This is a genomic window from Pseudomonas sp. BIGb0278 (assembly GCF_024809895.1).
GTDB lineage: Bacteria > Pseudomonadota > Gammaproteobacteria > Pseudomonadales > Pseudomonadaceae > Aquipseudomonas > Aquipseudomonas shirazensis.
Genome location: NZ_JANUEL010000001.1, coordinates 29,749 through 54,999, shown reverse-complemented (window position 1 = coordinate 54,999; position 25,251 = coordinate 29,749). Strand labels below are relative to the sequence as shown.

Sequence of the window (25,251 nt, the reverse complement as noted above, 5' to 3'; positions counted from 1 at the left end):
TTCTCAAACATGCATAACCTACACCCTACTGTTGGATGTATACCCAAAAGCAGGAGGCCAGCAGAACCGGCGTGTAGCCACGCCGCTGTGATCGACCCGACCCGGCAAAGGGAAGCCAACGGCTATTCAGGAATAACAACAAGAAGGCGGTCCGCCATGTTCAGACAATCAAAAGTACGCCAAGCCGGACTCATATTGTTCGCTACCACCTTGCTGCTGATCTTGCCGAACCTTTCTCGGCTGTTTGGCTGACAGCTTGTGTGGCTATTTCAGACACTGCGTAGGTAATCTGCCGATCTCACCGGTTGGAGATTACCTATGCGCATCACCTTCGCCCTGCTGGCACTGCTGCTCAGCCTGCCCGTGGCTGCGGCGCAGCTGAACCTTGAGCTGGGTGAGCGCACGCGCCATTGGCAAACTGCTGAGCTGCTTGCCCATCCGCAGGCACGTGATATCGACATTCCGGCAGACGTCGCCTACAAGCGGCCCATGCATTACCGCGTAGTGCCCTTGGCTGTGTTGCTCGAGGGCGTGCAGCCAGGCGAACACCTGCAGGCCATTGCGCTGGATGGCTTTGCTGCCGAGATGCCCGCTGCGCCGCTGTTGGCCAATGGCCCCGCGCAGGCGTGGCTGGCGGTAGAGGACAGCGCCAAGCCATGGCCCGCACTGGGTAAAGACCAGCCGAGCGCCGGGCCATTCTATCTGGTCTGGAGCAACCCTAAGGCCAGTGCCATCCGCCCGGAGCAATGGCCGTTCCAGATCGCCACCATTCGCCGCCTGGCAGCGGTCGAGCAACGCTTCCCGGCACTTCTGCCCGAAGCCGGCCTGCCCAGTGACGACCCGGTACGCCAGGGCTTTGCCCTGTATCAACAGAACTGCATGGCCTGCCACCGCCTCAATGGCGCCGGTGATGCGCAGTTCGGCCCGGACCTGAATCGCCCCTACAATCCTACCGAGTACTTCCAGCCGGCGTTTTTGCGCAAATACATTCGCGACCCACAAAGCTTGCGCCAGTGGTCGCAGGCAAAAATGCCTGGCTTTGCCGAAAGTGTATTGAGTGAACAGGAACTGGACGCGCTGCTGGCGTACCTGACGCACATGAGCAAGCGCAAAGGGTGAGCCGCAGGTAGAGCCATTCGCGAGCGCACTCGCGAATGGCCATGGCACTTAAGCGGTTTGCCGCTCGTGCTTGACGCCCCAGCCTTCGACTTCGCCACCGAGGGGCGAAACCACCCCCTCGAAGGCCTCTTCGAAGGCACCGATGCCGCGGTAGGTTGCATACATGATCTTGCTCAATTCAAGGTTCCAGCCGCCATCATCACGTTCTCGTACCTGAGCATTCAACGACTCGCCACGAAACCGCCCGGCCGCCTGGCGGGCGCCGCTTTCATCTGGAAATACCGCATAGAACTCGATGGGGTGGATCTGGGTGAAGTCAAAACCGCCAGCTTTCATCTGGCGCAGGACATTGCTGCTGATGTCGTCGTTCTGGCTGCTCATGAATCGTCCTCCTGAATAATGCAATGGATAGACTTTCCGTGCACTACGCACTTGCCGGCGCCGGGAAGGGCCGCAAACAAGCCGAGCTGATCGAGCTGATGCAAGACGCGAAGAAAACCGCGTCGGCCCGCAGAAGAGGCCGATGCGTGAGACTAGCGTAGTGCTTATCGCAGCACTACGCCAGAGGGGCTGCTCAAGGCAGTTCGCGGATGTCGCTGATGGTTACGCCGTTCTGCTCCTTGAGCCAGCGTGCCGTCGGCGCGTCGCTACGGTCCTGGAAGTCATTCAAATCCAGTTCATTCAAAAGCGGAAAAAGCTTGGTGCGTATTGCGCGTGCCGCCTCTTCATCACTGGGACGCTGATCGCCGGTAAGCAGCAGCGTCGTCGGTTCACCTTTCTGGTCGGCAAAGATGACTTCCCACTCTTTCATCGAATAACCCTCGGTGGATACGGAATTGACTGACATCCGTTCTAGCTTGACCACTGGCTGCAGAAGTTGTTCAGCGCGCTCGCCAGGCGCACATGAAAAAGGGCCCGCCGGTTACCCGGCGAGCCCTTCACGGTGCCTCAGCGCGCCCTATTTGGGCGTGCCGTGGACCACGCCTGCGGTGTTGTCGAGCAGGCTCTTGGTAGCGGTCTGGATGTAGGCTTCGAGGTTTTTCAGCAGTTCGGGCTGATCCGGGCTTTCGATCAGTTCGGCCTTGAACTCGCTGCCCAGCTGGTAGCGATACATGCGCGGCGTCATGTCCTTGGACTCGATCAGAATGCGGTCGCCCTTGACCAGGCCAACGATCTGCTCGCTGCCCGACGGTTTGATCATGCCCACACCCTGGTCGCCTTCCGGCAGGTTGAGCAGGTCACGGCCCCAGCACTGATGACGGGTCTGACCACCCAGGCGACCCATGATGGTCGGCACGATGTCGACCTGGGTGCCGACGGTGTGGTCGACCGCGCCGAACTTCTCCTGGATGCCCGGACCGATCAACAGCAGCGGCACGTTGAAGCGGCCCAGATCGAGCTCGGTGACCTGTTGATGGTTACCAAAGCCGTGGTCGCCAACGATGACGAACAGGGTCTCCTTGAAGTACGGCTCTTTACGCGCCTTCTCGAAGAACTGGCCCAGCGCCCAGTCGGAGTAACGCATGGCGGTCAGGTGCTCGTCGAGACGGCCCTGGCCGGTCACAGGCTCAACCGGCAGGTCTTTGGGCAGCGCGTACGGCGTGTGGTTGGAAAGCGTCTGCAGCAAGGCGTAGAACGGTTTCTTGCCGTAGTTTTTTGCCAGCTCTTCGGCACCACGGTCGAACATGTCCTGGTCGGACACACCCCAGGTTGGATCGGAGAACACCGGATTGACGAAGTCGTTACGGCCGATAAAGGTGGTCATGCCCTGGTTGCCGAAGAAACCGGACTGGTTGTCCCAGGCAAAGTCGCCGTTGTAGACGTACACATCGTCGTAGTCGCGGGCACTGAGCAGCGCCGGCAGGCCGGACAGTTTGTGGCCGCCCTCAGGGGTCTGCATCAGGTATTCGAAGCCCGGCAGGTTGGGGAAGCACGCCATGGTGGCAAACATGCCCTGATGGGTATGGGTGCCGTTGGAGAAGAAGCGGTCGAACAGCAGACCCTCCTTGGCCAGCTTGTCGAAGTACGGCGTGATGTTGTTGGGGCTGCCCAGCGCGCCCACCGAGTGACCGGCAAAGCTCTCCATCAGGATCACCACGACGTTCTTGATCGGCAGGGTGCGCTCGGCTGGCGGTACGAAATCACGACGGATCGCAGCTTCGTCGGCATCGACCAGGGTGTCGTGCGGCGTCAGCAGCAGGTCACGCACAGTTTGCTGTGCCACTTGCTGATCGAGCACCGGCTTCCAGACATTGGCGCGATCTTCGCCGAAGCGGCTCTTGGCAGCGTCGATCAGGGTCAGGGTGCCATTGAGGCCCAGCTGGTTGATGAAGTTGGAGTCGGTGGTGAAGGCGTCGCCCCAGCGCATCGGCGGGCCTTGGCGCAGGGTGCCACGGGCGGCAATCACGGCAATCAGCAGGATCACCATGAATACGGCCAGGCGGTAATACCAGGCCACAGGCGGGCGCGGGTTGCCGTGCAGCGCGCCGCTGGCAGGCCGGGTCAGCCGATCGATGCCTTTGAACAACAGGCTCAGCAGCCAGGTGCCGATCACCCAGGCGAGCAGATAGCGCACCACCGGGAAGCCGTACCAGAGCATGCTCAGGACGGTTTTCGGGTCTTCCTTGACGTACTGGAACACCAGGCCGTTGAGGCGCTGGTGGAACTCGCGATAGAAGTCCAGCTCCATCAGGCCAAGGAACATGACCACGCTCGAGGCGATCGTCAGCCACACGCGGAATACACCACGCGCTGCCATCGCGGCCGGGCTGAGGATCGCCAGCAGCAGCGGGATGCTCAGGTACACCACCACCCGCAGGTCGAAGCGCAGGCCATTGAGGAAGCCCTCGGCAACTGTGGAATACGGCGTATCGCCGATCATGTCGCTGTTGTAGACCAGCAGGCCAAGGCGTACCAGGCTGAGCATCAGCATGATGACCAGGCCGCAGAGCAAGGTGTAGGCCAGGTGCGATTGCAGGGTTGGCGCGGAACGAACCGGCACGGCCCGTTGTTTCAAGGCATCCGTGTTAGCCATGAATGGGGAGATCCTAGGAGTTTGCGGGAAGGCGACAGCGCCCATAAGCCCTGCCAGCGGTCGTGGCGATAGGGCAAACGCGGCATTGTGCGGCGCGGATTCTGGTTAATCCAGTGTGAAAATTGTGTCACGAAGCAGCGACTGCGCAGTCAGCCCCGCGCTGGCACGGGGCTGACTGCCGCCAAGGGTCAGACGCGCACGTTGCCGCGCGGCCCGGCGATGGCCCAGATGATCAGGCCCACTACCGGCAGCACCAGAATCAGCAGGATCCAGAGCAATTTACTGCCCGTGGACCCGCCGCTTTTGACCACATTGATGATCGCCCAGATATCCAGGGCAAGAATGATCAGGCCGATCAGGCCGTTGAATGTCGATCCCATGCAGGTACTCCCCATAAAGTCATGTCCGGTGAGCATAGTCGCCTATCACGTCGATAGAAGGGAATCCTTGGCGAGCAGGCGCGGTCACTGCTTAGACTGCTTCATCCATTGCCCAGAGGTTCGCATGCCCCCCGCTCACACCGACAGCGCCGTCGACAGCCCGACCGTTTCCCGCCTGTTCAGTAGCCTGCGCCAGCATGCGCAGGCGTCGCCGTGGCTGAGCTTCGGCCTGGGGGTGGCCTTGCTGGCCATCCTCGGCTTGCTCGGCGCCAGCATGTGGAATGCGGTCAATGGCGATCACTCGGAGAACCTGCACCTGGCCGTCCTAGGTGGCCTCGCCGGCTTTGGCGCGACGGCGCTGGGCGCGGTATTGGCGGTGGTGCTGCGCGATGTCAGCTCACGTAGCCAGGATGTGATGCTCGGCTTTGCCGCCGGCATGATGCTCGCGGCCAGTTCGTTCTCGTTGATTCTGCCGGGGCTGGAAGCAGCCCGGGAAATTACCGGCAACGGCGCAGCAGCAGCACTGACCGTGGTGGTCGGCATGGGCCTGGGCGTGTTGCTGATGCTCGGCCTGGACCGCTTCACCCCGCATGAGCACGAAACCGTCGGCCGGCAAGGGCCGGAGGCCGAGCGGATAAATCGGGTGTGGCTGTTCGTGCTGGCGATTACCCTGCACAACCTGCCCGAGGGCATGGCCATCGGCGTCAGTTTCACCAATGGCGACATGGCTGTCGGCCTGCCGCTGACCAGCGCGATTGCCATTCAGGATATTCCCGAGGGCCTGGCAGTCGCCCTGGCCCTGCGCGCGACCGGGCTGTCGAACTTCAAAGCGGCGCTGGTTGCCGTCGGCTCGGGCTTGATGGAACCGCTAGGCGCGGTGATCGGCCTGGGCATCTCTACCGGCTTTGCCCTGGCCTACCCGATCAGCATGGGCCTGGCGGCTGGCGCGATGATCTTTGTGGTGTCCCACGAAGTGATCCCCGAAACCCACCGCAATGGCCACCAGACTTCGGCAACGCTGGGCTTGATGGGCGGCTTTGCGGTGATGATGTTTCTCGATACCGCGCTTGGCTAACCCCGGCGCGCGGTCCGCGGCTCAGACGTGGACCGCGACCTTCAAGGCTTCCAGTGCCGGCTCGACCTTGATATTCAGTTGCTGGCCCAGCTCCAGCACCCGCGCCAGGTCATGCTGGCCAACCATGACCATCTGCAGCTCCTCGTCCAGTAACTGGCTGAAGTTGAGCAGTACATAGCCGCCGGCCTCCTTGTTCAAGGCAGCCATCTGCACCTGAATGCGGTTGAGCGCAGTCAGCGCCTCGGTCTTGGCCAGTTGCTTGGGCTTGAGGTTGAGGGCGACGCTGCTGTCGAACGACTCGCTGATCGCCTGGAACAACTCCTGATAGCTGTCACCGATGAACACCACCGTCTCCGGCAAGCTGCCGAGCACGATCCACTCGCCCAGCGGCATCGGGTAGCTGTCGTCGTAGTTGATGTCTGGGTTGGCAGCGAGGAATGCGGCGGGGTCGGCGTAGGCCTGAGCGGCCTCGTCGGCAATGCGCTCGATCTCGTCATCGGGCATGCAGCCGGCACCGATGAGGCTGATGAATTCGCGCAGTTGGTCTTTCATGTGGGGGCTCTGCAAGGTGAAAAATGTCACCAAGGATAGCCGCAAACGCCCCCTGAGGGTTAGCCGGCGAGCGCCTGCAAGCGTGCTGCGGTGTCGGCCGCACCCATGGTCTGCGCTGCTGCCAGGGCGTTGGCACCGCGCACATCCTGGCGTACCGGGTCTGCGCCTTTGGCCAGCAGGAACTCAAGAATTTCGCTGCGGTTGAACATTGCCGCCAGCATCAACGCCGTACGCCCGTCGGCAGCGGCGGCATCCACCGGTACCCCATGCTCGATCAGCAGCTCGATCATCGGCAGGTCACCCTTGAACGCCGCGCCAGCAATCGGCAACTGGCCGTTGTCGTTGGCAATCAGCGGATCGGCGCCGTGCTCGAGCAGCACGCGCACGGCCTGATGATGGCCGTGGTAGCTGGCAAGCATCAGCAGGGTATCGCCCTTGTGGTTACGCAGGTTGACCGGCAGGCCGCTGTCGAGCAGGCGCCCTAACATGTCGGCGTCGCCACGGCGGGCGCGGTCGAACACCTCGTCGGCAAATGCGGCTGCTTCATCGTCATTCATGGTGGCGGGCTGTTGGTCGGACATCTGTAACCTCCTGGCAAAATGGATGGCCCAAGTGTTGGTGAGGCACTGCCAGTGGGTCAAAGGTTCAGATTCTATGGGGGCAAGAGGCTGCGGCTATGACCTTGCAAAATGCACTGTGCAAATTGCATGACCTTGCACACTGCACGAGGCGCAAAATCAATAATAGGTTCAAGCTGCTGATTTTAAAGGGTTTTTTTACATGGTAAAAGCTGGCACGGTCACTGCAACCATCAACTCAACGTCTGCACACACATTCAGCCAGGAGTTGATATGGACCTTATTCAGCAAAAATTCGCCTCGGTCTTTTCCGCCTACTCGGTCAACACTCAGCCACGCCCTGACGGCGGTATCCTGCTGACCCTGCGTGCTGCCGATGGCAAAGTTACCCGCCGTGTACTGACCTACGGTCAAATGCACAGTGCCGAGCAGCTGTCGTGGGCCATCAGCGCTATCCGCCGCGACCTGGCTGAACAAGCCAGCGAACTGCCGATGATCAATATGCTGCAAAGCCAGCAGCGCTTTGCACTGCCGACTTATCGCTAAGCAAAAAGCACCTCCGCGAAGCTGATCCTGCACAGCCTGTTCAGGCCTTACAGGAGCAGCCTTGCAGCGCTGGCGAGGGCGCAATCCTCGCCAGCACTACCCTTCAGAGTTCGTCCATCCCCAAAAATTCCCTTGCTGCCGGATCCCCGGTGAATTGTGCTTGCACACCTTGCTGATCGCGGAACAATCGCGCTGCCAGGCAAAACGGCGAGTTACCCAGATCAATCCAGCGTCGCGTCTGTGCCGGCACGTGCAACACATCGCCCTTCTCACATACCACCGCAAAAACAAATTCGCCTAGACGCAGAGCCATTTGAGCACGTCCGCTGATTACGGCGAACAGCTCGTCGCTGCTGTGCACATGCTCGTCGCGCAGGTCGATCTGCGACTCGATGGCACCTGCCTGATTGAGCAGGCTGACCGCGCTGAAACCGTTGGCGGTCAGCAACTGATCGAGCGGCTCACGCCAGGCATCGAGCACCTGATCATCCGGCGTACCTGGACGAATACGTACATCTGCAGGTTGCCGGGCAAAATGCACGCCATGCTCGGCCAAGGTGGCGGCGATGTCGTCGTGGTGGGTCAGAACCTTGTTCGGCTGGCCGGGGCTGGAGGGGTGGAAAACACTGAGGATGCTCATCAGGGGCTGTTCCTGCTATCGGTCATTCGAGTGGCAATGATACCGGCTGCGGCAAAGGCTGCGACGCTGGCCATACCAAAGGTGAAGTCGGGGCCCAACAGGTTCCAGCTGTAGCCCGCATACAATGCGCCAAGCGCGCCGCCAGTGCCGGACAGCGCCGCATACAGCGCCTGGCCCTGGCCTTGCTGGCGGGCGCCGAAGCTGGCCTGGACGAAGGCGATCGAGGCGGCATGGAAGCAGCCGAAGGTGGCCGCGTGGAGCAACTGCGAAACGATCAGCACGCCAGCATGGTCGGCCAGACTACCTAACAGCAGCCAGCGCAAGCCCGCCAGAACAAAGCTGACCAGCAGCACCTGGCGCACCGAGAAGCGCGCGAACAGTCGGCTCATGGCCATGAACATCAGCACTTCCGCAACAACCCCGAGTGCCCACAGCAAACCGATGCTGCCGCGGCTGTAACCCAGATGCTCCAGGTGCAGGGTGAGGAAGGTGTAGTACGGGCCGTGGCTGAGCTGCATCAACGCCACGCACAGATAAAAGGCAATCACCCCTGGCGCCAGTAGCTGGCGACCGAATCCCCCTGCCCTGCTGCGTTCGGCGTTCTCCACCGGCTGGGCGTTAGGCACCCACAGGCTGGCGCCGAAAATCCCGGCCATGATCGCCACCAGCGCCAGCGGGTAGATATCCAGGCTCAACCATTCAAACAACTGGCCCAGTCCCACCACCGCCAGAATAAAGCCGATCGAGCCCCACAGCCGCACCTGGCTGTAGCGCGAGGTCTGGCCATGTAGGTGGGCCAGCGTAATCACCTCGAACTGCGGCAGTACCGCATGCCAGAAGAACGCATGCAGGGCCATCACCAGCGCCAGCCAGGCGTAGCTCTTGCCGAAGAAGATCAACGAGAAACTGGCCAGGGTCGCCAGCGCGCCGAGGCGCACGATCAACAGCCGCTGACCGCTGCGATCACCCAGCCAACCCCACAGGTTGGGCGCCACGCAGCGCATCAGCATGGGGATCGCGACCAACTCGCCAATCCGCGCCGGAGAAAATCCCAGATGATCGAAATACAGCGCCAGAAACGGCGCAGTAGAGCCGAGCAATGCGAAGTAACAGAGGTAGAAACTGGACAGGCGCCAGTACGGGATGGGCGGCATGGGCGGGGTCGTCATGTACTGCCGTTGGCGGCCCGCACGCAGGCCGCCCGTGGCGAGCGAAATTTACAGCTGGCGCAGGACCGGGGTCGTTACCTGCACATTGGCGTTTTGCGCGCGGTGGCGCAGCAGATGGTCCATCAGCACCAGGGCCATCATCGCCTCGGCGATCGGCGTGGCGCGGATGCCAACGCACGGGTCATGGCGACCCTTGGTGATGACCTCCACCGGATTGCCATGGATATCGATCGACTGGCCTGGGGTGGTGATGCTCGAGGTCGGCTTCAAGGCCAGGTGGGCGACAATCGGCTGGCCCGAGGAGATCCCGCCGAGAATGCCGCCGGCATTGTTGCTGAGGAAGCCTTGCGGGGTCAGCTCGTCACGGTGCTCGGTGCCGCGCTGGGCGACGCTGGCAAAGCCGGCGCCGATTTCCACGCCTTTGACCGCGTTGATGCTCATCAGCGCGTGGGCGAGTTCGGCATCGAGGCGATCGAAGATCGGCTCGCCCAGGCCAGGCATGACGCCTTCGGCAACCACGGTGATCTTGGCCCCGACCGAGTCCTGGTCGCGGCGCAGCTGGTCCATGTAGGCCTCGAGCTCCGGTACTTTGTCCGGGTCGGGGCTGAAGAAGGCGTTGTCTTCGACGCTGTCCCAGGTCTTGAACGGGATTTCGATCGGGCCGAGCTGGCTCATGTAGCCACGCACGGTGATGCCAAGGCCGGCCAGGTATTTCTTGGCGATGGCACCTGCCGCTACACGCATGGCCGTTTCGCGGGCCGAGCTGCGCCCGCCACCACGGTAATCACGCTCACCGTATTTGTGGTGATAGGTGTAGTCAGCGTGGGCCGGGCGGAACAGGTCCTTGATCGCCGAGTAGTCTTTGGACTTCTGGTCAGTGTTGCGGATCAGCAGGCCGATCGAGCAGCCGGTGGTGCGCCCTTCGAACACGCCGGAGAGGATTTCGACTTCGTCCGGCTCCTGGCGCTGGGTGGTGTGACGGCTGGTGCCAGGCTTGCGCCGGTCGAGGTCGCGCTGCAGGTCGGCCTGGGAAATTTCCAGACCTGGCGGACACCCATCGACAATGGCGACCAACGCCGGGCCATGGCTTTCGCCAGCGGTGGTAACAGTGAACAGCTTGCCGTAGGTATTGCCGGACATGGACGCTCCGCGAAATCAGCCTGAATGGGGTGCAGCGGGCAGTATACGGAAAGCAGCCGCCTTGCGACGAGTCTGCGGGCTGATTTGTTGCCTGCAGCGGCCAGAACCTTCGTCAGAGCGCTGGGTCAAACCCTCAACTCACTACGAAGCCCTGCCCATGCTGCGCCTCACCGCCCTGCTTCTGCTGCTGTGCAGCACCCTCGCCAATGCCGCCGCCCCGACCGTTCTGCAACGCCCGATCGAACTCGATACTGGCCATGGCGTGCTGTACGGCAGCCTGCTGTTGCCACAACAGGACACCCCGCCGCCGGTGGTGCTGATCATTGCCGGCTCCGGGCCGACCGACCGCGATGGCAACAACCCGGCGGGCGGGCGCATCGACAACCTCAAGCGGCTGGCCTTGCTGCTGGCCGGCGAACACATCGCCAGCGTGCGCTTCGACAAGCGTGGCGTGGCCGCCAGCCAGCCGGCGACTCCAGACGAACGCAACCTCAGCGTCGAGGCATATGTGGCCGATACCGTGGCCTGGGCGCACGAGCTCAAGGCCGACCCGCGCTTCGGCCCGCTGATTCTGCTCGGCCACAGCGAGGGCGCGCTGATTGCCACCCTGGCCGCTGAGCAGGCCGGCGCCAGCGCCGTGATCAGCCTGTCCGGCAGCGGGCGACCGGTGGCCGAGGTCATCCGTGAGCAACTGGCCCAGCGCCTGGCGCCGGCGCAACTGGCCCAGGGCACCGCATTGCTCGACAGCCTGCAGGCCGGGCAGACCAGCCTCAACGTACCGGTGCCACTGCGCCAGGTATTCCGCCCGACCGTGCAGCCGTACTTGATCTCGCTGCTGCGTCAGGACCCGGCCGCAGCGTTCGCCCAACTCAAGGTGCCGGCGCTGATCATCCAGGGCCGCAACGACGTGCAGGTGGATGTGGCCGACGCCGAGCTGCTCAAGGCGGCCAAGCCCGATGCGCAACTGGTGTTGATCGATGGCATGAACCACACCCTGCGCATCAGCCCGCGGGACATCAGTGGCCAGCGGGAAACCTACCAGAATCCAGAGCTGCCACTGGCGCGCGAGCTTGGCCAGCGGATCGTCGCTTTTATCCGGCAATTGCCACCAGCCTGAGTAGATCGCCCTCAGGTCTTGCCTGCGCCTGCCGATAAGCAGGCATTGGCCCGCGTTTGACTGGCCGACCCCGATTCGAGGACGACCGTGATGACCGATGCCCCAGCCGCCGAAGCGACCGCAGAGCCGCAAGCCCCGGAGAGCGCCCCGCTGCCTTGGGCGGATCTGGCCGCCGAGCACTTCCAGTTGCTGCGCCTGGCGCCATTGCCCACCGACCGCCACACCGGCCCGCGACCGCTGCGTTTCGTGCAGTTTGGCTATGCCGAGCGCCACAGCAAAGAGCACAGCCTGCTGCGCATGCAGATCACCCTGCCGGGACAAAAGGTGCGCAAAGAGCAGAATCAGCTCGACATCCGCGTCGATCACCAGCTGCAGCGGGTCTCGATTGGCGGCGAAAACGGGCTGCAGATGGAGCCGCTCAACCGCGGCCTGGGCCGGTTTCTGTTCGCTCAGGCGGTGCAGTGGCTGCAGGCCAACTGGTCGCACTACCAGATCGAGACGGTGGCACTGCCAAACAAGGACGCACTCAACGAAGACACCCGCCTGCGCCGCGACAATGTGCTGCGCTGCGTCGGTGTTGAAGTCGAGTACGTAGAAGGGCAACTGCTCAAAGGGCGCACGCCCGCGCTTGCCGTCAGCCAGCTCAAGGGCGGCTGGAACACCGAGAAAGTCCAGCGGGTGGACATCCTCGAATCGGCCGGCATGCTGCAACAGGCCGAGCAGACCTTGCTGGAGAAAGAAGCTCAGATCCGCGAGCGGGATGAACGCGTGGCCAAGTACCGTCGCGAAGACGGCGGGCTGCGCTTCACCATCACCTGTCTGGTGGCCTTTGCGGTGTTCCAGGCAGGCCTGCTGATCTGGATCGCTACACGCTGATCGGCTAGCCAGGCGGGGCCGCTTTGCGGCCCTTCGCGGGCAAGCCCGCTCCCACAGGTTACGGCGGCGCTGCAAAATCCTGTGGGAGTGGGCTTGCCCGCGAAGGGCCGCAAAGCGGCCCCAAAACAATCAAATCAGACCCGCGCCTGGAACAGCTCCTGGTGCTGACGGCACTGCTCGGCAGTCAGCATGAACACGCCATGGCCGCCCCGCTCGAACTCAAGCCAGGTGAAGTCAACCTCGGGGTACAGCGCCTCGACGTGGACCTGGCTGTTGCCCACTTCGACAATCAGCAAACCCTTGTCGGTCAGGTGCTCGGCCGCTTCGGCGAGCATGCGCCGCACCAGGTCCAGGCCATCGTTGCCGCAGGCCAGGCCCAACTCCGGCTCGTGGTGATATTCGGCCGGCATGTCGGCGAAGTCTTCGGCATCGACATACGGCGGGTTGGACAGGATCAGGTCGAAGCGCTGCCCCGGCAGACCGGCGAAACCATCGCCCTGCACGGTGAACACCCGCTGATCGAGGCCATGCCGTTCGATGTTCTGGTTGGCCACTTCGAGAGCGTCGAATGACAGGTCGGCCAGCACCACCTCGGCCTCGGGGAACACGTCAGCCGCGACGATACCAATGCAGCCAGAGCCGGTGCACAGGTCGAGAATGCGCGCAGGCTCCTGCGCCAGCCATGGCTCGAAGCGCTTTTCCAGCAGCTCGCCAATCGGCGAACGCGGCACCAGCACGCGCTCATCGACAATGAACGACATACCACAGAACCACGCTTCGCCGAGCAGGTAAGCGGTCGGCACGCGGTCTTCGATGCGGCGCTTGAGCAGGTGCAGCAGGCGCACGCGCTCATCGTCTTCCAGGCGGCAGTCGAGGTAGCTGTCGGCGATTTCCCACGGCAGATGCACCGAGCCCAGCACCAGCAGGCGGGCTTCGTCCCAGGCATTGTCGGCACCGTGGCCGAAGAACAGCTCGTTCTCGTGGAAGCGGCTGACCGCCCAGCGAATATGGTCGCGCAGAGTGCGCAGGCGTGAAGTGATCACGGGGGACTCCTTTTCAGACAGCCTGAAAGTCTAACAGGCCCACCCGCTGAAATGTTCCACCAACGCCCTGCCGGTGGGACAGATGCCAGTAATTGCATCGCTTGCAATGTCAACCATTCCCATTGGTCGCCAAGCAGGGGACAATAGCCCGACAAAAGCCCTGCTCAAGGAGCCCTTGATGTCTGTTCCAACCACGATGTTCCGCCTCAGCGGCCGCGACTATCCGCCGGCCAAGCTGGGCAACGCCAGCCTGATCATCATCGATGCGCAGAAGGAGTACCTCAGTGGTCCCCTGCAACTGTCGGGCATGGACGAGGCCGTGGCCAACATCGCCAGGTTGCTCGACGCGGCGCGCAAGGCTGGCCGGCCGATCATCCATGTGCGCCACCTGGGCACCGTTGGCGGCCTGTTCGATCCACAAGGCCCGCGCGGCGAGTTCATCGAAGGCCTGGAGCCACGCGGTGACGAGATCGTCATCGAAAAGCGCATGCCCAATGCCTTCAAGAACACCTCGCTGCACGAAACCCTGCAGAACAAGGGCCATCTGGACCTGATCGTGTGCGGCTTCATGAGCCATTCCAGCGTCAGCACCACGGTGCGCCGCGCCAAGGACTATGGTTATCGTTGCACGCTGGTCGAAGATGCCTCCGCCACGCGCGATCTGGCGTTCAAGGACACGGTCATTCCAGCGGCACAGATTCACCAGGGCGAAATGGCCGTGATGGCCGACAACTTTGCCTGTGTAGCACCGACTGCCAGCCTGGTCTGAGCACGGTTAGGCGCCTGCCGGGCGGGCGGAACCGGGTGACTGCAGGTGGGTCGAATGGCCGATAGCGCAGAGGAAATCCGCAATGAAGCTTTCTGACAGTTTCGACGCCAAGCGCCTGCGCTCGCGCCCGCCGCGCAACTGGACGGCGCGGTTGGGCGCTGGCCTGTCTGTGCTGATCGCGACCTTGGGCATCCTGTTGATGATGGCCGGGTTTGCCGGTTTGCTGGGCAACTATGCAGCGCTGGCGGATTTGAATGCCAACCGGCCGCTGGCAGCGACCGTGCTGGGTGGCGGCGTGTTGTTGCTGTGGCTGGGGGTTTGGTTGTGGCGGCGCAGCCGGATCAGGTTGCGCCGTGGCCGTGAGCTGAACATTGCCCCGCACTTGATGAAGAAACACGACTGACGTTCCTCGGGGCCGCTTTGCGCCCCTTTCGCGACACAAGGCCGCTCTTACAGCGACCGCGTCAGGCTGGGTGGACGCGGCCCCTGTAGGAGCGGCCTCGTGTCGCGAAAGGCCAGCAAAGCTGGCCCCTGCTGCCTCCCGCTGATCCGCAGACTCGCGTAAACTCCCCGGCCCACGTGGAGGCCTGCATGCAAGACGATGACTTTTCCCTGTTCCATGCCGAAGTGCGCGGCGTAAAGCCGATCAAGCATGACCGCGCCGAGGTCGGCAAAGCCAAGCCTGACCGCAAGCAGCTGGCCGGCCTGCGCCAGTCCGCCACGGTACGCAGTGATCAGCCGCTGGTGGTTGACGGCATGTCTGACCAGTTCGTCATTGACGTAGCCGCCGAAGACGAGCTGTCATGGCGCCGCGATGGCGTGCAGGAAAGCCAGCTGCGCAAGCTCAAGCTCGGCCAGATCGCCTTTGAAGGCAGCATCGACTTGCACGGCATGAGCGTCGAGAAAGCCCGCGAGATCCTCTGGGCGTTTCTCGCCGAAGCCACCAAGCTGGAAGTGCGCTGCGTGCGTGTGACCCACGGCAAGGCGGCGCGGCTGGACGGCAAGCGGCCGATGATCAAGAGTCACGTCAATACTTGGCTGCGCCAACACCCCCAGGTACTCGGCTTCACCTCATGCCAGGCGCGCCACGGCGGCACTGGCGCGGTATACGTGATTCTGAAACGAACCATGCTCGACGGCCGCGACGAATAACGCCGCGCTTGCAGCGCCGTCGTTGCCGCCGTACCCTTGCGTATTTGCGTTTACTCCCACAGGTAGATCCATGTCCCTGGAACAGAACTACACCGAGATCCTCAGCCAGATTGGCGAGGACGTCTCCCGCGAAGGCCTGCTCGACACGCCAAAGCGGGCCGCAAAGGCCATGCAGTACCTTTGCCGCGGTTATCAACAGACCCTGGAAGAGGTCACCAACGGCGCGCTGTTCACCTCCGACAACAGCGAGATGGTGTTGGTGCGGGACATCGAGCTGTATTCGATGTGTGAACACCACATGCTGCCGTTCATTGGCAAGGCGCATGTAGCCTACCTGCCCAAGGGTAAAGTGATCGGCCTGTCCAAGGTCGCGCGGATCGTCGACATGTACGCCCGCCGCCTGCAGATCCAGGAAAACCTCAGCCGCCAGATCGCCGAGGCGATCGAGAAGGTCACTGGCGCTGCCGGCGTGGCCGTGGTTATCGAGGCCAAGCACATGTGCATGATGATGCGCGGCGTCGAAAAGCAGAATTCGAGCATGATCACTTCGGTGATGCTCGGTGAGTTCCGCGCCAATGCCGCGACTCGCAGCGAGTTTCTCAGCCTGATCAAGTGATCGGCTGGTGATCCCGAACCGACCCTGATGGGTCGGTTTTTTATTTGTTCAGGAGTTGCCCATGATCGTCAAAGCCCTGCGGGTCGGCCTCGGCCAGCTTATCGTGTTCGGTGACTTGATCAGCCGCCCAGCCAAGCGCAAGCGCAATGCCGCTGCCCAGGCTGCGGTCGAGCAGCAGGCCAAGGGCCTGGCTTTGTACCAGTTTCATGCCTGCCCGTTCTGCGTGAAGACCCGGCGTAACCTGCATCGGTTGAACGTGCCGGTGGCGCTGCGTGATGCCAAGAACGACCCGCTGCATCGCCAGGCGCTGCTCGAAGGCGGCGGCCGAGTCAAAGTACCGTGCCTGCGCATCGAAGAAGCCGGGGAAGTGACCTGGATGTATGAGTCCAAGGCGATCATTGCCTATCTGGATCAGCGCTTCGGTACAGTCTGAGGCTGCCGGGGCTGGTTCGCAGCCCCGATCTACGCTGCCCTCACTCCCCCATCGGCACATGCCGCGGATGCTCGGCCACCCGCGCCAGCCACTCGCGCACCGCAGGGTAGCCAGCCAGGTCAAAGCCGCCCTGATGCGCCACGTGGGTGTAGGCATACAGCGCCACATCGGCAATCGAATACTGCTCGCCGACCAGGTATGGGGTCATCTCCAGCTGCTTGTTCATCACCTTGAGCGCCTTGTAGCCGCCCTTGTGCAAGCCTTTGTATTCTTCCAGGCGGTCATCCGGCAGGCCCAGGTAGTACTGAATGAACCGCGCCACGGCGATGTACGGCTCATGGCTGTACTGCTCGAAGAACTGCCACTGCAACACTTGCGTTCGCAGGCGCGGCTCGGTCGGCAGGAACTCGCTGCCATCGGCGAGGAAGTTGAGAATCGCGTTCGACTCCCACAGGCAGGTGCCGTCTTCAAGCTCGAGCACCGGCACCTTGCCGTTAGGGTTCTTGGCGAGAAACTCCGGGGTTTCGGTCTCGCCTTTGAGAATGTCCACCGGGTGCCATTCAAATTCATGCCCGAGCAGGTTCAGCATCAGCTTGACCTTGTAGCAGTTGCCCGATTTGTAATCGCCGTAAACCTTGTACATCGCCCCTTCCCCTCTGCGCAGTTGTCGACCGTGGGCCAATAGTTGGCGACTGTACGGCTAAAAGCAATGGTCGCTGTATGGCAAGGATCAAGCTTGGCCGCGTTAGCCTGCAAAAAATACTTACATGTACAAGGACAGCACCATGACCGATGCCACCTCAGCGCGCCTGCGGCCCTTGGCAGACAGCTCCCCCTCGGCGGTGGTCGCCGGCTTCATCGCCATGCTTACGGGCTACACCAGCTCGCTGGTGCTGATGTTCCAGGCCGGCCAGGCGGCCGGGCTGACCACTGCGCAGATCTCCTCGTGGATCTGGGCGCTGTCGATCGGCATGGCGGTCTGCAGCATCGGTTTGTCGCTGCGCTACCGCACACCGATCACCGTGGCCTGGTCGACCCCGGGCGCCGCGCTGTTGATCACCAGCCTCGGCGGCGTCAGCTACGGCGAAGCCATCGGCGCCTACATCACCTGCGCGGTGCTGGTGCTGATCTGCGGCCTGACCGGCAGCTTCGAGCGCCTGGTCAAGCGCATCCCGGCATCGCTGGCCTCGGCGTTGCTGGCAGGCATCCTGTTCAAGATCGGCAGCGAGATCTTCGTCGCCGCACAACACCGTACCCTGCTGGTGCTGGGCATGTTCTTCAGCTATCTGCTGGTCAAGCGCCTGTCGCCGCGCTACTGCGTGCTCGCTGCGCTGGTGGTCGGCACGGCGTTGTCGGGGGCGTTGGGCCTGCTCGACTTCAGCCACTTCAACCTGCAGGTGGCTACACCGGTGTGGACCACTCCAAGCTTCTCGCTGGCAGCAACCATCAGCATCGGTATCCCGCTGTTTGTGGTGGCGATGACCTCGCAGAACATGCCCGGCGTGGCCGTGCTGCGCGCCGACGGATACCAGGTGCCGGCCTCGCCGCTAATCACCGCCACCGGTTTCGCCTCACTGCTGCTGGCGCCGTTCGGCTCGCATGGGGTCAATCTGGCGGCCATCAGTGCGGCAATCTGCACCGGCCCGCATGCCCATGAAGACCCGAACAAGCGCTACACCGCGGCAGTCTGGTGCGGGATTTTCTACGGCATTGCCGGGGTATTTGGCGCGACCCTGGCCGCGCTATTTGCCGCCCTGCCCAAAGAGCTGGTGCTGTCGATTGCGGCACTGGCGTTGTTTGGCTCGATCATGAACGGCCTGAGCGTGGCCATGAGCGAGCCACGCGAGCGCGAGGCGGCGTTGATCACCTTCATGGTTACCGCCTCCGGGTTGAGCCTGTTCTCGATCGGCTCGGCGTTCTGGGGGATTGTTGCCGGGGTGATTACCCTGCTGATCCTCAACCCGCGCAGGGCTTGATACGGCCTGTCTTCTTGAATGCCGGTCAGCAATGCTGGGGCTGCTGCGTAGCCCTTCGCGGGCAAGCCCGCTCCCACAAGGTTCGCGGAGCCCTGCCGCTCTCGGGCAATGCAATACTCTGTGGGAGCGGCTTTACCCGCGAAGGGTCGCAAAGCGGCCCCGACGATCTCAAGCCATTCAGGAGAACCTACAAACGGAAATGCCCAACCATCCCCTTGAGCTCATCGCCCAACTGGGCCAGCTCGACACTGGAACGGGCATTGCCCTGCATCGCCAGCGCGGCCTGATCGGCGCTGCCGCGGATCTGCGTGACGCTGCGGCTGATCTCGTCACTGACCGAACTCTGCTGCTCGGCGGCAGCGGCAATCTGCTGGTTCATCTGCTGGATCTGTGACACTGCCACGGCGATGCTGGCCAGGGCGCTTTCAGTCTGCAAGGTGTCGGCCACTGCCAGGCGCACCAGCTCGGTACTGCCACGAATCTGCGCCACCGACTGCTCGGCATTGCCGCGCAGGCTGGCGACCAAGCGCTCAATATGCTCGGTGGATTGTTGCGTACGCTTGGCCAACGCCCGCACCTCATCCGCGACTACCGCAAAACCGCGACCCTGCTCGCCCGCCCGCGCCGCCTCGATGGCGGCATTCAGCGCCAGCAGGTTGGTTTGCCCAGCAACGCTCTTGATCACTTCAAGCACATCGCCAATGGTATGAATCTCGGCACTCAAACTGTCGATGCCGGCGCTGGCCGCTTCTGCCGCCACGGCCAGCTGCTCGATGCGCTGCAGGCTCTGACGCACCACCTGCTGGCCCGAGTCGACCTTGCCGTCGGCGACTTCGGCCGCCTGCGCCGCCTGCTCGGCATTACGCGCGACATCGTGCACGGTCGCGCTCATCTGCTGCATGGCGGTGGCGACCTGCTCGGTCTCCTGCTGCTGGCTGCCGACCTCGCGATTGGTCTGTTCGGTGACCGCCGACAACGACTGGGCGCTGCCGGCCAATTGCTCGATACCCTGTTGCAGGCCGCTGACAATGCCACTCAAGCCCGCCGCCATCTGCTGCATCGCCAGCAGCAGTTGGCCGACCTCATCGCGGCGCGGCACCTCGGCGTCGCCGGCCAGGTCACCGGCGGCAATCCGCTGGGCGCGACCGATGACTCGCTGCAACGGGCCGACGATCGCCCGGGTGATCAACCAGGCCGCCAGCATGCCGACCAGCAGCGCCAGCGCGGTGGCAATGGCAATCGCCACGCCGTTGCGCTTGAGCTCGCTGTGCATGGCCTGCTCCTGGCTGGCGTAAGCCTGGTCGACCGCGCTGGTGGCCTGGTTGGCGCGCGCCTGCAACTGCGCCTTGATGCCCTGCTCTTGCGCAAGCAGGTCGGTGTATTCATTGAGCTTGTCGGCAAAGCTGGCGATATGCCCGGCGACCTCGGCGAGCACACCTTGATAGCCGCTGTCGGCAACTGCGCTTCTGAGTTGCTCGACCAGGCTGGCCGCCTCGACGGTCTGGGCGATGCGGCCACTGTTGACCTCCTCGCCTTTGCGGCTTTGCTCCAGGCGCACACGGGCCTCGTCCATCGCCTGCAGCATCAGGCGCGAGACGGCTGCCACCTGCGTGGCCTGATCGAGGAACTCGCTGCCTTGCTGGCCCTGGGATTGTTTCAGGGTGTAGGCGCCGTCATCAGCCAGGCCGGCCTGGAGCACGTCGAGGTTGTTGGCCACGCTTGAGACCGACCAACTGGCCGTGTCCAGCGCCAGCTCCTTGGCCTGAACCGCCTCGACAAAGGCGTCGAACGCCTGGCCATAGGCGCTCAGATCCGCTTCGGTGGCGCTCAACTGGGGCACGCCGCGGGCTCGCTCAAGAAGATTTTGCAGGCCGTTGCGCAGTTTGTCGGCCTCCTCGCTGTCGGAACGCAAGGCAAAACCCTGCTCATGCTGGCGCAGGCGCAGCAGGTCGCTGTTGAACTGAGTCATCTGCCGCAGGCTGTCGAAGCGCTGGCTGACGCTGTACAGCGAAGCCACGCCAATCGCCGCCACCGCCAAGGTCAGCAGCAGCACCAGGGCAAAGCCTAGGCCGAGTTTGCGGGCCATGCCCAGGTTGGCCAGAACACCGTGCTTGCTCGCCGTCATTGCTCATCCCCCGGTTGCGAACGCCAAGAGTGACAACGCCGCCAGCCCCCTCACAAGGGATTGACGCCACAATAGTGTCAAATAGCTATGTGATGTCGCCCAGAGCATGATCGAGGTCGCCTTTGGCCTCACCCGCCGCGCGCAGAAACCCCTGGGCGCGCACGTCCTGAGCATAGGCGACATTGATCCGCAGCCAGTCGCTGCTGTACCCCTGATAATCGAACGCAGCACCCGGCGTGAGCAGCACCGAATGCGCCAGCGCCAGGCGCTCGAGGCTGGCAAAATCGTGCCCGGGCGCCCGCACCCAGACGAACATGCCGCCATTGGGCTCGGCGAACACCTGCCAGCCATATGCCTCGAGCTGGGCCAACAGCCTGGCCCTGTGCTGACCCAGACGCACACGCAGGCGCTGGGTGCTCTTGCGATAACTGCCGTTGGCCAGCATCTGCGCCAGCACCTGCTCGGCAAACCGCGAAGTGCCGATGCCGCTGACCATCTTCAACTCGGCCAGGCACGCGATCAGCGCTGCATCGGCGACCACATAGCCGACCCGCAGCGAACTGCTCAGGGTCTTGGAAAAGCTCGCCAGGTAGATTACCCGCTGCTCACTGTCGAGGGTCGCCAGCCGTGTCGCCGGGCCTTCCTGAAAGTCGGCATAGATGTCGTCTTCGATGATCCGCAGGTCATGCTCGCGGGCCAGTTCCAACAGGCGGTAGGCGACCTTGGGCGTGAGGCTGGTGCCGGTCGGGTTGTGATACAGGCTGTTGATGAACAGGCAGCGCGGCCGGTGCTCGACCAGCAGGCGCTGCAGCGCGTCCAGATCCGGCCCATGGACGGTACGCGGCACGGCAAGCATGTTTACCTGGTGGCTGCGCAGCAGGTTGAACAGGTTGTAGTACCCTGGGTTTTCCACCAGCACCGTATCGCCCGGACGCAGCAACGCGCGCACCAGCAGGTCGAGCGCCTGACTGGCGCCGTGGGTGGTGACAATGCGCTCGGTGCCTGCGGCGATATCCAGCCGTTCCAGACGCTTGTGCAACTGCTCGCGCAGGCTGGCCAGGCCGAGCGGCGGCGCATAGTCGAACAGGTCAGCCCGGTTGCCACGGCTGACCTGGCGAATGGCCTGGGCCAGTTCATCTGCGGCGCGCCAGGCCGACGGCAACCAGCCGCAGCCGAGCTTGAGCAGTGCCTCTTGGCCTTCATCGAACTGCCGCCACTTGCCATCGACCGTCTCGCCCCACAGCGCTGCGTCCTGCTCAGGCCGCCCGGCCTTGCGCTCGGCGACGAAAAAGCCGGTGCCGTGGCGCGCCTCCAGCCAACCGCTGGCCACCAGCCGATCGTAGGCCTCGATCACACAGGCGGCGCTGACCCCGTGGGTTTTCGCCAAGGCCCGGATCGACGGCAGCCGCGCGCCCGGACGCAGGCGTTGCTGCTCGACCCACGCTTGCAGCTGGGTGGTGAGTTGCTGAACCAGCGACACGGCGCTGAGGCGATCGAGGGTGAGGTGCATAGATCAACTGTTCGCGATTTTTATGCGAACAGTTAAGCATAAATGGCTGCCCGCTGTGCCTTGTTGCGCGCCCACAGCAAGAGCAGCCTGCAGCCAGTACCCGTTCAATCAAGGACCTGCGTCAATGCGCGACCGCCACGCCCCCGCCCTGCTCGCCTTCGCCCTGTGCATCATCACCCTTGCAGTCAACCTGCAGGCGCCGCTCTACACCACCTATGCCGAACTCTCCGGGCTGGGCGCGACGGCTACCGCCGTGGCGTTTTCCGCCTATGTGCTGGGCGTGCTGCCGGTGCTGCTGGCTCTGGGCGGGCTTGCCGACCGGATTGGCCGGCGGCCGATGATCATCGCCGCGTTGAGCTTGTCGATCATTGCCACCCTACTCGCGCTCAGCCTACCCAGCCTGTACAGCATTGGTGTCGCGCGGCTGCTGCTGGGTATCGGCACCGGCCTCGCCTCGGCTACCGCTACGGTGTACATGAGCGAACTGCTGCCTGCCGAGCGCAGCAGCAACGCCGCCAGTTGGGTCACTGCCAGCACCTCACTGGGCTTCGGCCTGGGCGCTGCGCTGACCAGCCTGTGCCTGCTACGCGGGCCCAGCCTGAGCCCGGCCAGCTTTTATCTGCACCTGCTGCTGGCCGCGCTGGCGCTGATACTGGTCTGGCGCCTGCCGGAGCCACGCCAGGCAGCACGCGCGGCCATGCTGCGCCTGCCTTGCTACCCGCCCGGCAGCCTGGTGTATGGGTGCGCCATTCTGCTCGCCTGGGCCTGCGTCGGGCTGGTCACCGGGCTGCTGCCGGCAGTACTGCGTCAGCATGATTTGAGCGCCTGGTCAGGGTTTTCCACGTTCTGCGTGATCAGCTGCGGTGTGCTGTTTCAGCCCTTGGCCAAGCGCCTGCCAAGTGCCACGGCGGTGCTGCTCGGGCTGGTCATCCTGCCCTGCAGCTATGCGCTGCTGGCCTGGGGCGCAGAACGCGGCGCGCTGCTGGCGGTGCTGCTCGGCGCCGTCGCCGCCAGCAGCGCCTGTTACGGCTTTATCTACCTGGGCGGGCTGGCGGCGGTGAATGAACTGGCCAGCGAAGAAAAGACCCGCGCCACTGCTGGGTTCTTTTTGTTGGCCTATGTCGGCTTCAGTTTGCCGGTGATCGTTACCGGCTTGATCGGCGACTGGCTGGGCATGCGCATGGCGTTGATGCTGTTCGGCATGGCATTGCTGGCGGGCAGTGTCGCTATCGCCGTCGCGCTGGCTCGGCAACACAGCAAACGTCTTGGATCCAAAAAAGAGCACAGTGCCTATAGGACAAATCTGAAAGAAATGTGAAAATAGTGTGAATGTTTGTAAAACCGATCTATTAAGCAAGGATGCAGTGTGTCACCGGACCCAAGTACCTGGCCAAAAGAGTACCCCTACACTCTCAAGCATCACCGGACCACGCTGCACTTCCAGACGCCACTGGCAGAGCACACCCGTACGGCCCTTGAACGCCTGGTCGAGCGCGCCCGCGTGCCCGGCGCCAAGCGCATCAGTGCACCGCTGGACTGTGAGCGCAGCCAGCTGTTCGCCAAGCGCGAGCAGCTCGACAGCCTGAAGAAAAAGTGGCGCGTGCAGCGCGGCGCGGCGCGCAGTGATGGCACCTATGACTGGGCCGTCGAAGAAATCATCAATACCTACAAAGCCCATCAACGCGGCGCCCCGGTGCCCGAGCTGGTGGGCTTTGGCTACACCCGCTCCCGGCTTGGGCTGGTGCAGGACCTGTTCGTCATCACCCGCCTGCTGCAGGGCTACAGCGATGGCCTCAGCGTGCTGCAGCAAGACCCCAGCAGCGTCTACCGCGTGCTCGATGCCTCGACCGAACTGATGTTCAGCCTGCACAAGCAAGGCATCACCCATATGGACCTATGGGCCGGCAACGTCATGCTCTGCGACCGCCAGGAAGGTGCACCCGTAGCCATCGACCTGGAAAACAGCTTCTTCGTACCCACTGCATTCGCCAGTGAAACCCTCGGCTTCCAGTTTGGCTTTCTCTACCTGCGCGAAATCTACCGTTACATCACCGAAGCCAAGTACGACGCGTGGGTGGACATTGCGCTGAGCAACTTTGCCCCGGAGATTGATAAGGCCGCCTTCCGTCGGGTTTATGAATACGCCAAGCATGAGCACATCGGGCGCCTGGATCGTCGCGAGATTTTTCTTACGGGCCAGGTAGCCGGCTGCTAATAGGCTGTCAGCCCGGACGCTTGAGCCAACCGTATATCCTGAACCAGGGCGACTCACAGCCATCACCCTGATGGATCACCGGCCATTCGCCCCGCGCACAAGCCTTGCCAGCGGCTGTCCGTACCTCTATCAAAGGCAGTGTCCATTTTTCAGTGAGAGCCCCCATGACCCAGACCAACCGCCGCTTCCTGCTCGCCAAACGCCCTGTCGGCGCCGTCACCCGCGAAGACTTCAGCTTTGAGCAAGGGCCCGCCGCCGAGCCTGCCGAGGGTCAGATCCAGGTCCGCAACCTGTACCTCTCGCTCGACCCGGCCATGCGCGGCTGGATGAACGAAGGCAAGTCCTACATCCCGCCAGTGGGCCTTGGCCAGGTCATGCGCGCCCTCGGCGTCGGCGAGGTAACTGCCTCCAAACACCCTGACTTCAAGCCCGGCGACCACGTCAGCGGCGCCCTCGGCATCCAGGACTACTTCACCGGCGAGCCGCAGGGCCTGCACAAGATCGACCCCAATCTCGCACCCCTGCCCCGTTACCTGTCGGCACTGGGCATGACCGGCATGACCGCCTACTTCGCCCTGCTCGACGTCGGCCAACCGAAAGAAGGCGAGACCGTAGTCATCTCCGGCGCCGCCGGCGCGGTTGGCAGCATCGCCGGCCAGATCGCCAAGCTCAAAGGCTGCCGTGTAGTCGGCATCGCCGGTGGCAAGGACAAGTGCCAATACCTGCAGGATGAACTCGGTTTTGACGGAGTCATCGACTACAAGGCCGAAGACGTGCTGGCCGGGCTCAAGCGCGAATGCCCGAAAGGTGTCGACGTGTACTTCGACAACGTCGGCGGCGACATCCTCGATGCCGTGCTCAGCCGCCTCAACTTCAAGGCCCGCGTGGTCATCTGCGGCGCTATCAGCCAGTACAACAACAAGGAAGCGGTCAAAGGCCCGGCCAACTACCTGTCGTTGCTGGTCAACCGTGCGCGGATGGAAGGCTTTGTGGTGATGGACCACGCCAAGGAGTATGGCAAGGCCGCACAAGAGATCGCCGGCTGGATGGCCAGCGGCAAGCTCAAGAGCAAAGAGCATGTGGTCGAGGGGCTGGAGACCTTCCCGGAAACCCTGCTCAAGCTGTTCAACGGCGAGAACTTCGGCAAGTTGGTGTTGAAGGTCTGATCAAGTAGCCACTGGATGGC

27 protein-coding genes and 1 pseudogene are annotated in these 25,251 nt (G+C 63.1%); 14 read left to right on the top strand and 14 right to left on the bottom strand.

The annotated features are described in order from the left end of the window. Positions 1–318: 318 nt before the first annotated feature. Positions 319–1,119: a cytochrome c gene (locus tag M2396_RS00265; RefSeq protein WP_259072284.1), complete on the top strand. Its 801-nt coding sequence runs from the start codon at positions 319–321 to the stop codon at positions 1,117–1,119. Positions 1,120–1,167: 48 nt separating this feature from the next. Here M2396_RS00265 and M2396_RS00260 read toward each other — a convergent pair whose 3' ends face one another. The 4 genes from M2396_RS00260 to M2396_RS00245 form a co-directional block, all read right to left on the bottom strand. Then, positions 1,168–1,500, bottom strand: coding sequence for a ribonuclease E inhibitor RraB (locus M2396_RS00260; protein ID WP_101321585.1), 333 nt, complete (start codon positions 1,498–1,500; stop codon positions 1,168–1,170). Positions 1,501–1,693: 193 nt separating this feature from the next. Continuing rightward, complete coding sequence (locus M2396_RS00255) at positions 1,694–1,930, bottom strand: hypothetical protein (RefSeq protein ID WP_101321586.1); 237 nt, start codon at positions 1,928–1,930, stop codon at positions 1,694–1,696. A 147-nt stretch (positions 1,931–2,077) separates the two neighbouring features. Then, positions 2,078–4,153 carry an LTA synthase family protein gene (locus tag M2396_RS00250; RefSeq protein ID WP_259072282.1) on the bottom strand — a complete coding sequence of 692 codons (2,076 nt, stop codon included), beginning with the start codon at positions 4,151–4,153 and terminating at the stop codon, positions 2,078–2,080. A 188-nt stretch (positions 4,154–4,341) separates the two neighbouring features. Beyond that, positions 4,342–4,533 carry a PLDc N-terminal domain-containing protein gene (locus M2396_RS00245; RefSeq protein ID WP_101321588.1) on the bottom strand — a complete coding sequence of 64 codons (192 nt, stop codon included), beginning with the start codon at positions 4,531–4,533 and terminating at the stop codon, positions 4,342–4,344. 124 nt (positions 4,534–4,657) lie between these two features. On the opposite strand from M2396_RS00245, the gene M2396_RS00240 reads away from it, so the two are divergent. After that, positions 4,658–5,608: a ZIP family metal transporter gene (locus tag M2396_RS00240; protein WP_101321589.1), complete on the top strand. Its 951-nt coding sequence runs from the start codon at positions 4,658–4,660 to the stop codon at positions 5,606–5,608. A 21-nt stretch (positions 5,609–5,629) separates the two neighbouring features. Here the strand turns inward: M2396_RS00240 and M2396_RS00235 are convergent, their stop codons facing one another. Both M2396_RS00235 and M2396_RS00230 read right to left on the bottom strand, forming a co-directional pair. Further along, the gene (locus tag M2396_RS00235; RefSeq protein WP_101321590.1) at positions 5,630–6,160 is read right to left on the bottom strand and encodes a hypothetical protein; all 531 of its coding nucleotides are present in this window, start codon (positions 6,158–6,160) and stop codon (positions 5,630–5,632) included. A 59-nt stretch (positions 6,161–6,219) separates the two neighbouring features. Then, a complete protein-coding gene (locus M2396_RS00230) occupies positions 6,220–6,741 on the bottom strand; it encodes an ankyrin repeat domain-containing protein (RefSeq protein ID WP_101321591.1) in 522 nt (173 codons plus the stop codon). Between the two features lie 270 nt (positions 6,742–7,011). Here M2396_RS00230 and M2396_RS00225 point away from each other — a divergent pair, with 270 nt between their 5' ends. Next, the gene (locus M2396_RS00225) at positions 7,012–7,284 is read left to right on the top strand and encodes a DUF3509 domain-containing protein (protein WP_101321592.1); all 273 of its coding nucleotides are present in this window, start codon (positions 7,012–7,014) and stop codon (positions 7,282–7,284) included. Positions 7,285–7,387: 103 nt separating this feature from the next. Here the strand turns inward: M2396_RS00225 and M2396_RS00220 are convergent, their stop codons facing one another. The 3 genes from M2396_RS00220 to aroC form a co-directional block, all read right to left on the bottom strand. Then, positions 7,388–7,924: an oxidase gene (locus M2396_RS00220; RefSeq protein WP_188036506.1), complete on the bottom strand. Its 537-nt coding sequence runs from the start codon at positions 7,922–7,924 to the stop codon at positions 7,388–7,390. Continuing rightward, positions 7,924–9,078 (bottom strand): MFS transporter, encoded by a 1,155-nt coding sequence (locus M2396_RS00215; RefSeq protein ID WP_188036507.1) that lies wholly within the window; start codon positions 9,076–9,078, stop codon positions 7,924–7,926. The genes M2396_RS00220 and M2396_RS00215 overlap by 1 nt, the downstream gene beginning before the upstream one ends. A 63-nt stretch (positions 9,079–9,141) precedes the next feature. After that, the gene (gene aroC / locus M2396_RS00210) at positions 9,142–10,233 is read right to left on the bottom strand and encodes a chorismate synthase (protein ID WP_101321595.1); all 1,092 of its coding nucleotides are present in this window, start codon (positions 10,231–10,233) and stop codon (positions 9,142–9,144) included. 157 nt (positions 10,234–10,390) lie between these two features. Between aroC and M2396_RS00205 the strand changes: the two genes are divergently transcribed. Next, positions 10,391–11,350 (top strand): alpha/beta hydrolase, encoded by a 960-nt coding sequence (locus M2396_RS00205; protein ID WP_188036508.1) that lies wholly within the window; start codon positions 10,391–10,393, stop codon positions 11,348–11,350. Between the two features lie 90 nt (positions 11,351–11,440). After that, entirely contained in the window at positions 11,441–12,226 is a 786-nt protein-coding gene (locus tag M2396_RS00200) for a hypothetical protein (RefSeq protein WP_259072281.1), read from the top strand. A gap of 134 nt (positions 12,227–12,360) precedes the next feature. Here the strand turns inward: M2396_RS00200 and prmB are convergent, their stop codons facing one another. Beyond that, the gene (gene prmB, locus M2396_RS00195; RefSeq protein ID WP_101321598.1) at positions 12,361–13,269 is read right to left on the bottom strand and encodes a 50S ribosomal protein L3 N(5)-glutamine methyltransferase; all 909 of its coding nucleotides are present in this window, start codon (positions 13,267–13,269) and stop codon (positions 12,361–12,363) included. Positions 13,270–13,447: 178 nt separating this feature from the next. Here prmB and M2396_RS00190 point away from each other — a divergent pair, with 178 nt between their 5' ends. The 5 genes from M2396_RS00190 (at position 13,448) to M2396_RS00170 (ending at position 16,239) form a co-directional block, all read left to right on the top strand. After that, entirely contained in the window at positions 13,448–14,038 is a 591-nt protein-coding gene (locus tag M2396_RS00190; protein WP_101321599.1) for a cysteine hydrolase family protein, read from the top strand. Between the two features lie 82 nt (positions 14,039–14,120). Then, entirely contained in the window at positions 14,121–14,441 is a 321-nt protein-coding gene (locus M2396_RS00185; RefSeq protein WP_101321600.1) for a hypothetical protein, read from the top strand. Positions 14,442–14,629: 188 nt separating this feature from the next. Then, positions 14,630–15,190 (top strand): Smr/MutS family protein, encoded by a 561-nt coding sequence (locus tag M2396_RS00180; protein ID WP_101321601.1) that lies wholly within the window; start codon positions 14,630–14,632, stop codon positions 15,188–15,190. A 70-nt stretch (positions 15,191–15,260) separates the two neighbouring features. Further along, positions 15,261–15,806, top strand: coding sequence for a GTP cyclohydrolase I FolE (folE, locus tag M2396_RS00175; RefSeq protein WP_101321602.1), 546 nt, complete (start codon positions 15,261–15,263; stop codon positions 15,804–15,806). Between the two features lie 61 nt (positions 15,807–15,867). Continuing rightward, entirely contained in the window at positions 15,868–16,239 is a 372-nt protein-coding gene (locus M2396_RS00170) for a glutaredoxin (protein ID WP_150571373.1), read from the top strand. 40 nt (positions 16,240–16,279) lie between these two features. Here the strand turns inward: M2396_RS00170 and M2396_RS00165 are convergent, their stop codons facing one another. Further along, on the bottom strand, positions 16,280–16,882 hold the full coding sequence (locus M2396_RS00165) for a glutathione S-transferase family protein (RefSeq protein WP_207073721.1): 603 nt from the start codon (positions 16,880–16,882) through the stop codon (positions 16,280–16,282). Between the two features lie 142 nt (positions 16,883–17,024). Here M2396_RS00165 and M2396_RS00160 point away from each other — a divergent pair, with 142 nt between their 5' ends. Continuing rightward, on the top strand, positions 17,025–18,215 hold the full coding sequence (locus M2396_RS00160) for a benzoate/H(+) symporter BenE family transporter (protein WP_259072276.1): 1,191 nt from the start codon (positions 17,025–17,027) through the stop codon (positions 18,213–18,215). Between the two features lie 187 nt (positions 18,216–18,402). Here the strand turns inward: M2396_RS00160 and M2396_RS24215 are convergent, their stop codons facing one another. From M2396_RS24215 to M2396_RS00150, 3 genes and pseudogenes are all read right to left on the bottom strand, one after another. Beyond that, entirely contained in the window at positions 18,403–19,266 is an 864-nt protein-coding gene (locus tag M2396_RS24215) for a methyl-accepting chemotaxis protein (protein WP_375140281.1), read from the bottom strand. After that, positions 19,264–19,419, bottom strand: a pseudogene (locus M2396_RS24210) (HAMP domain-containing protein); the annotation flags it as partial. The pseudogene M2396_RS24210 and the gene M2396_RS24215, both read right to left, overlap by 3 nt. A 1,006-nt stretch (positions 19,420–20,425) precedes the next feature. After that, positions 20,426–21,850 (bottom strand): PLP-dependent aminotransferase family protein, encoded by a 1,425-nt coding sequence (locus M2396_RS00150; RefSeq protein WP_259072274.1) that lies wholly within the window; start codon positions 21,848–21,850, stop codon positions 20,426–20,428. 124 nt (positions 21,851–21,974) lie between these two features. Between M2396_RS00150 and M2396_RS00145 the strand changes: the two genes are divergently transcribed. The 3 genes from M2396_RS00145 (at position 21,975) to M2396_RS00135 (ending at position 25,231) form a co-directional block, all read left to right on the top strand. After that, on the top strand, positions 21,975–23,168 hold the full coding sequence (locus tag M2396_RS00145; protein ID WP_259072272.1) for an MFS transporter: 1,194 nt from the start codon (positions 21,975–21,977) through the stop codon (positions 23,166–23,168). 48 nt (positions 23,169–23,216) lie between these two features. Next, complete coding sequence (locus M2396_RS00140; RefSeq protein ID WP_259072269.1) at positions 23,217–24,065, top strand: lipopolysaccharide kinase InaA family protein; 849 nt, start codon at positions 23,217–23,219, stop codon at positions 24,063–24,065. A 164-nt stretch (positions 24,066–24,229) separates the two neighbouring features. Next, entirely contained in the window at positions 24,230–25,231 is a 1,002-nt protein-coding gene (locus tag M2396_RS00135; protein ID WP_101321610.1) for an NADP-dependent oxidoreductase, read from the top strand. Positions 25,232–25,251 lie beyond the last annotated feature (20 nt).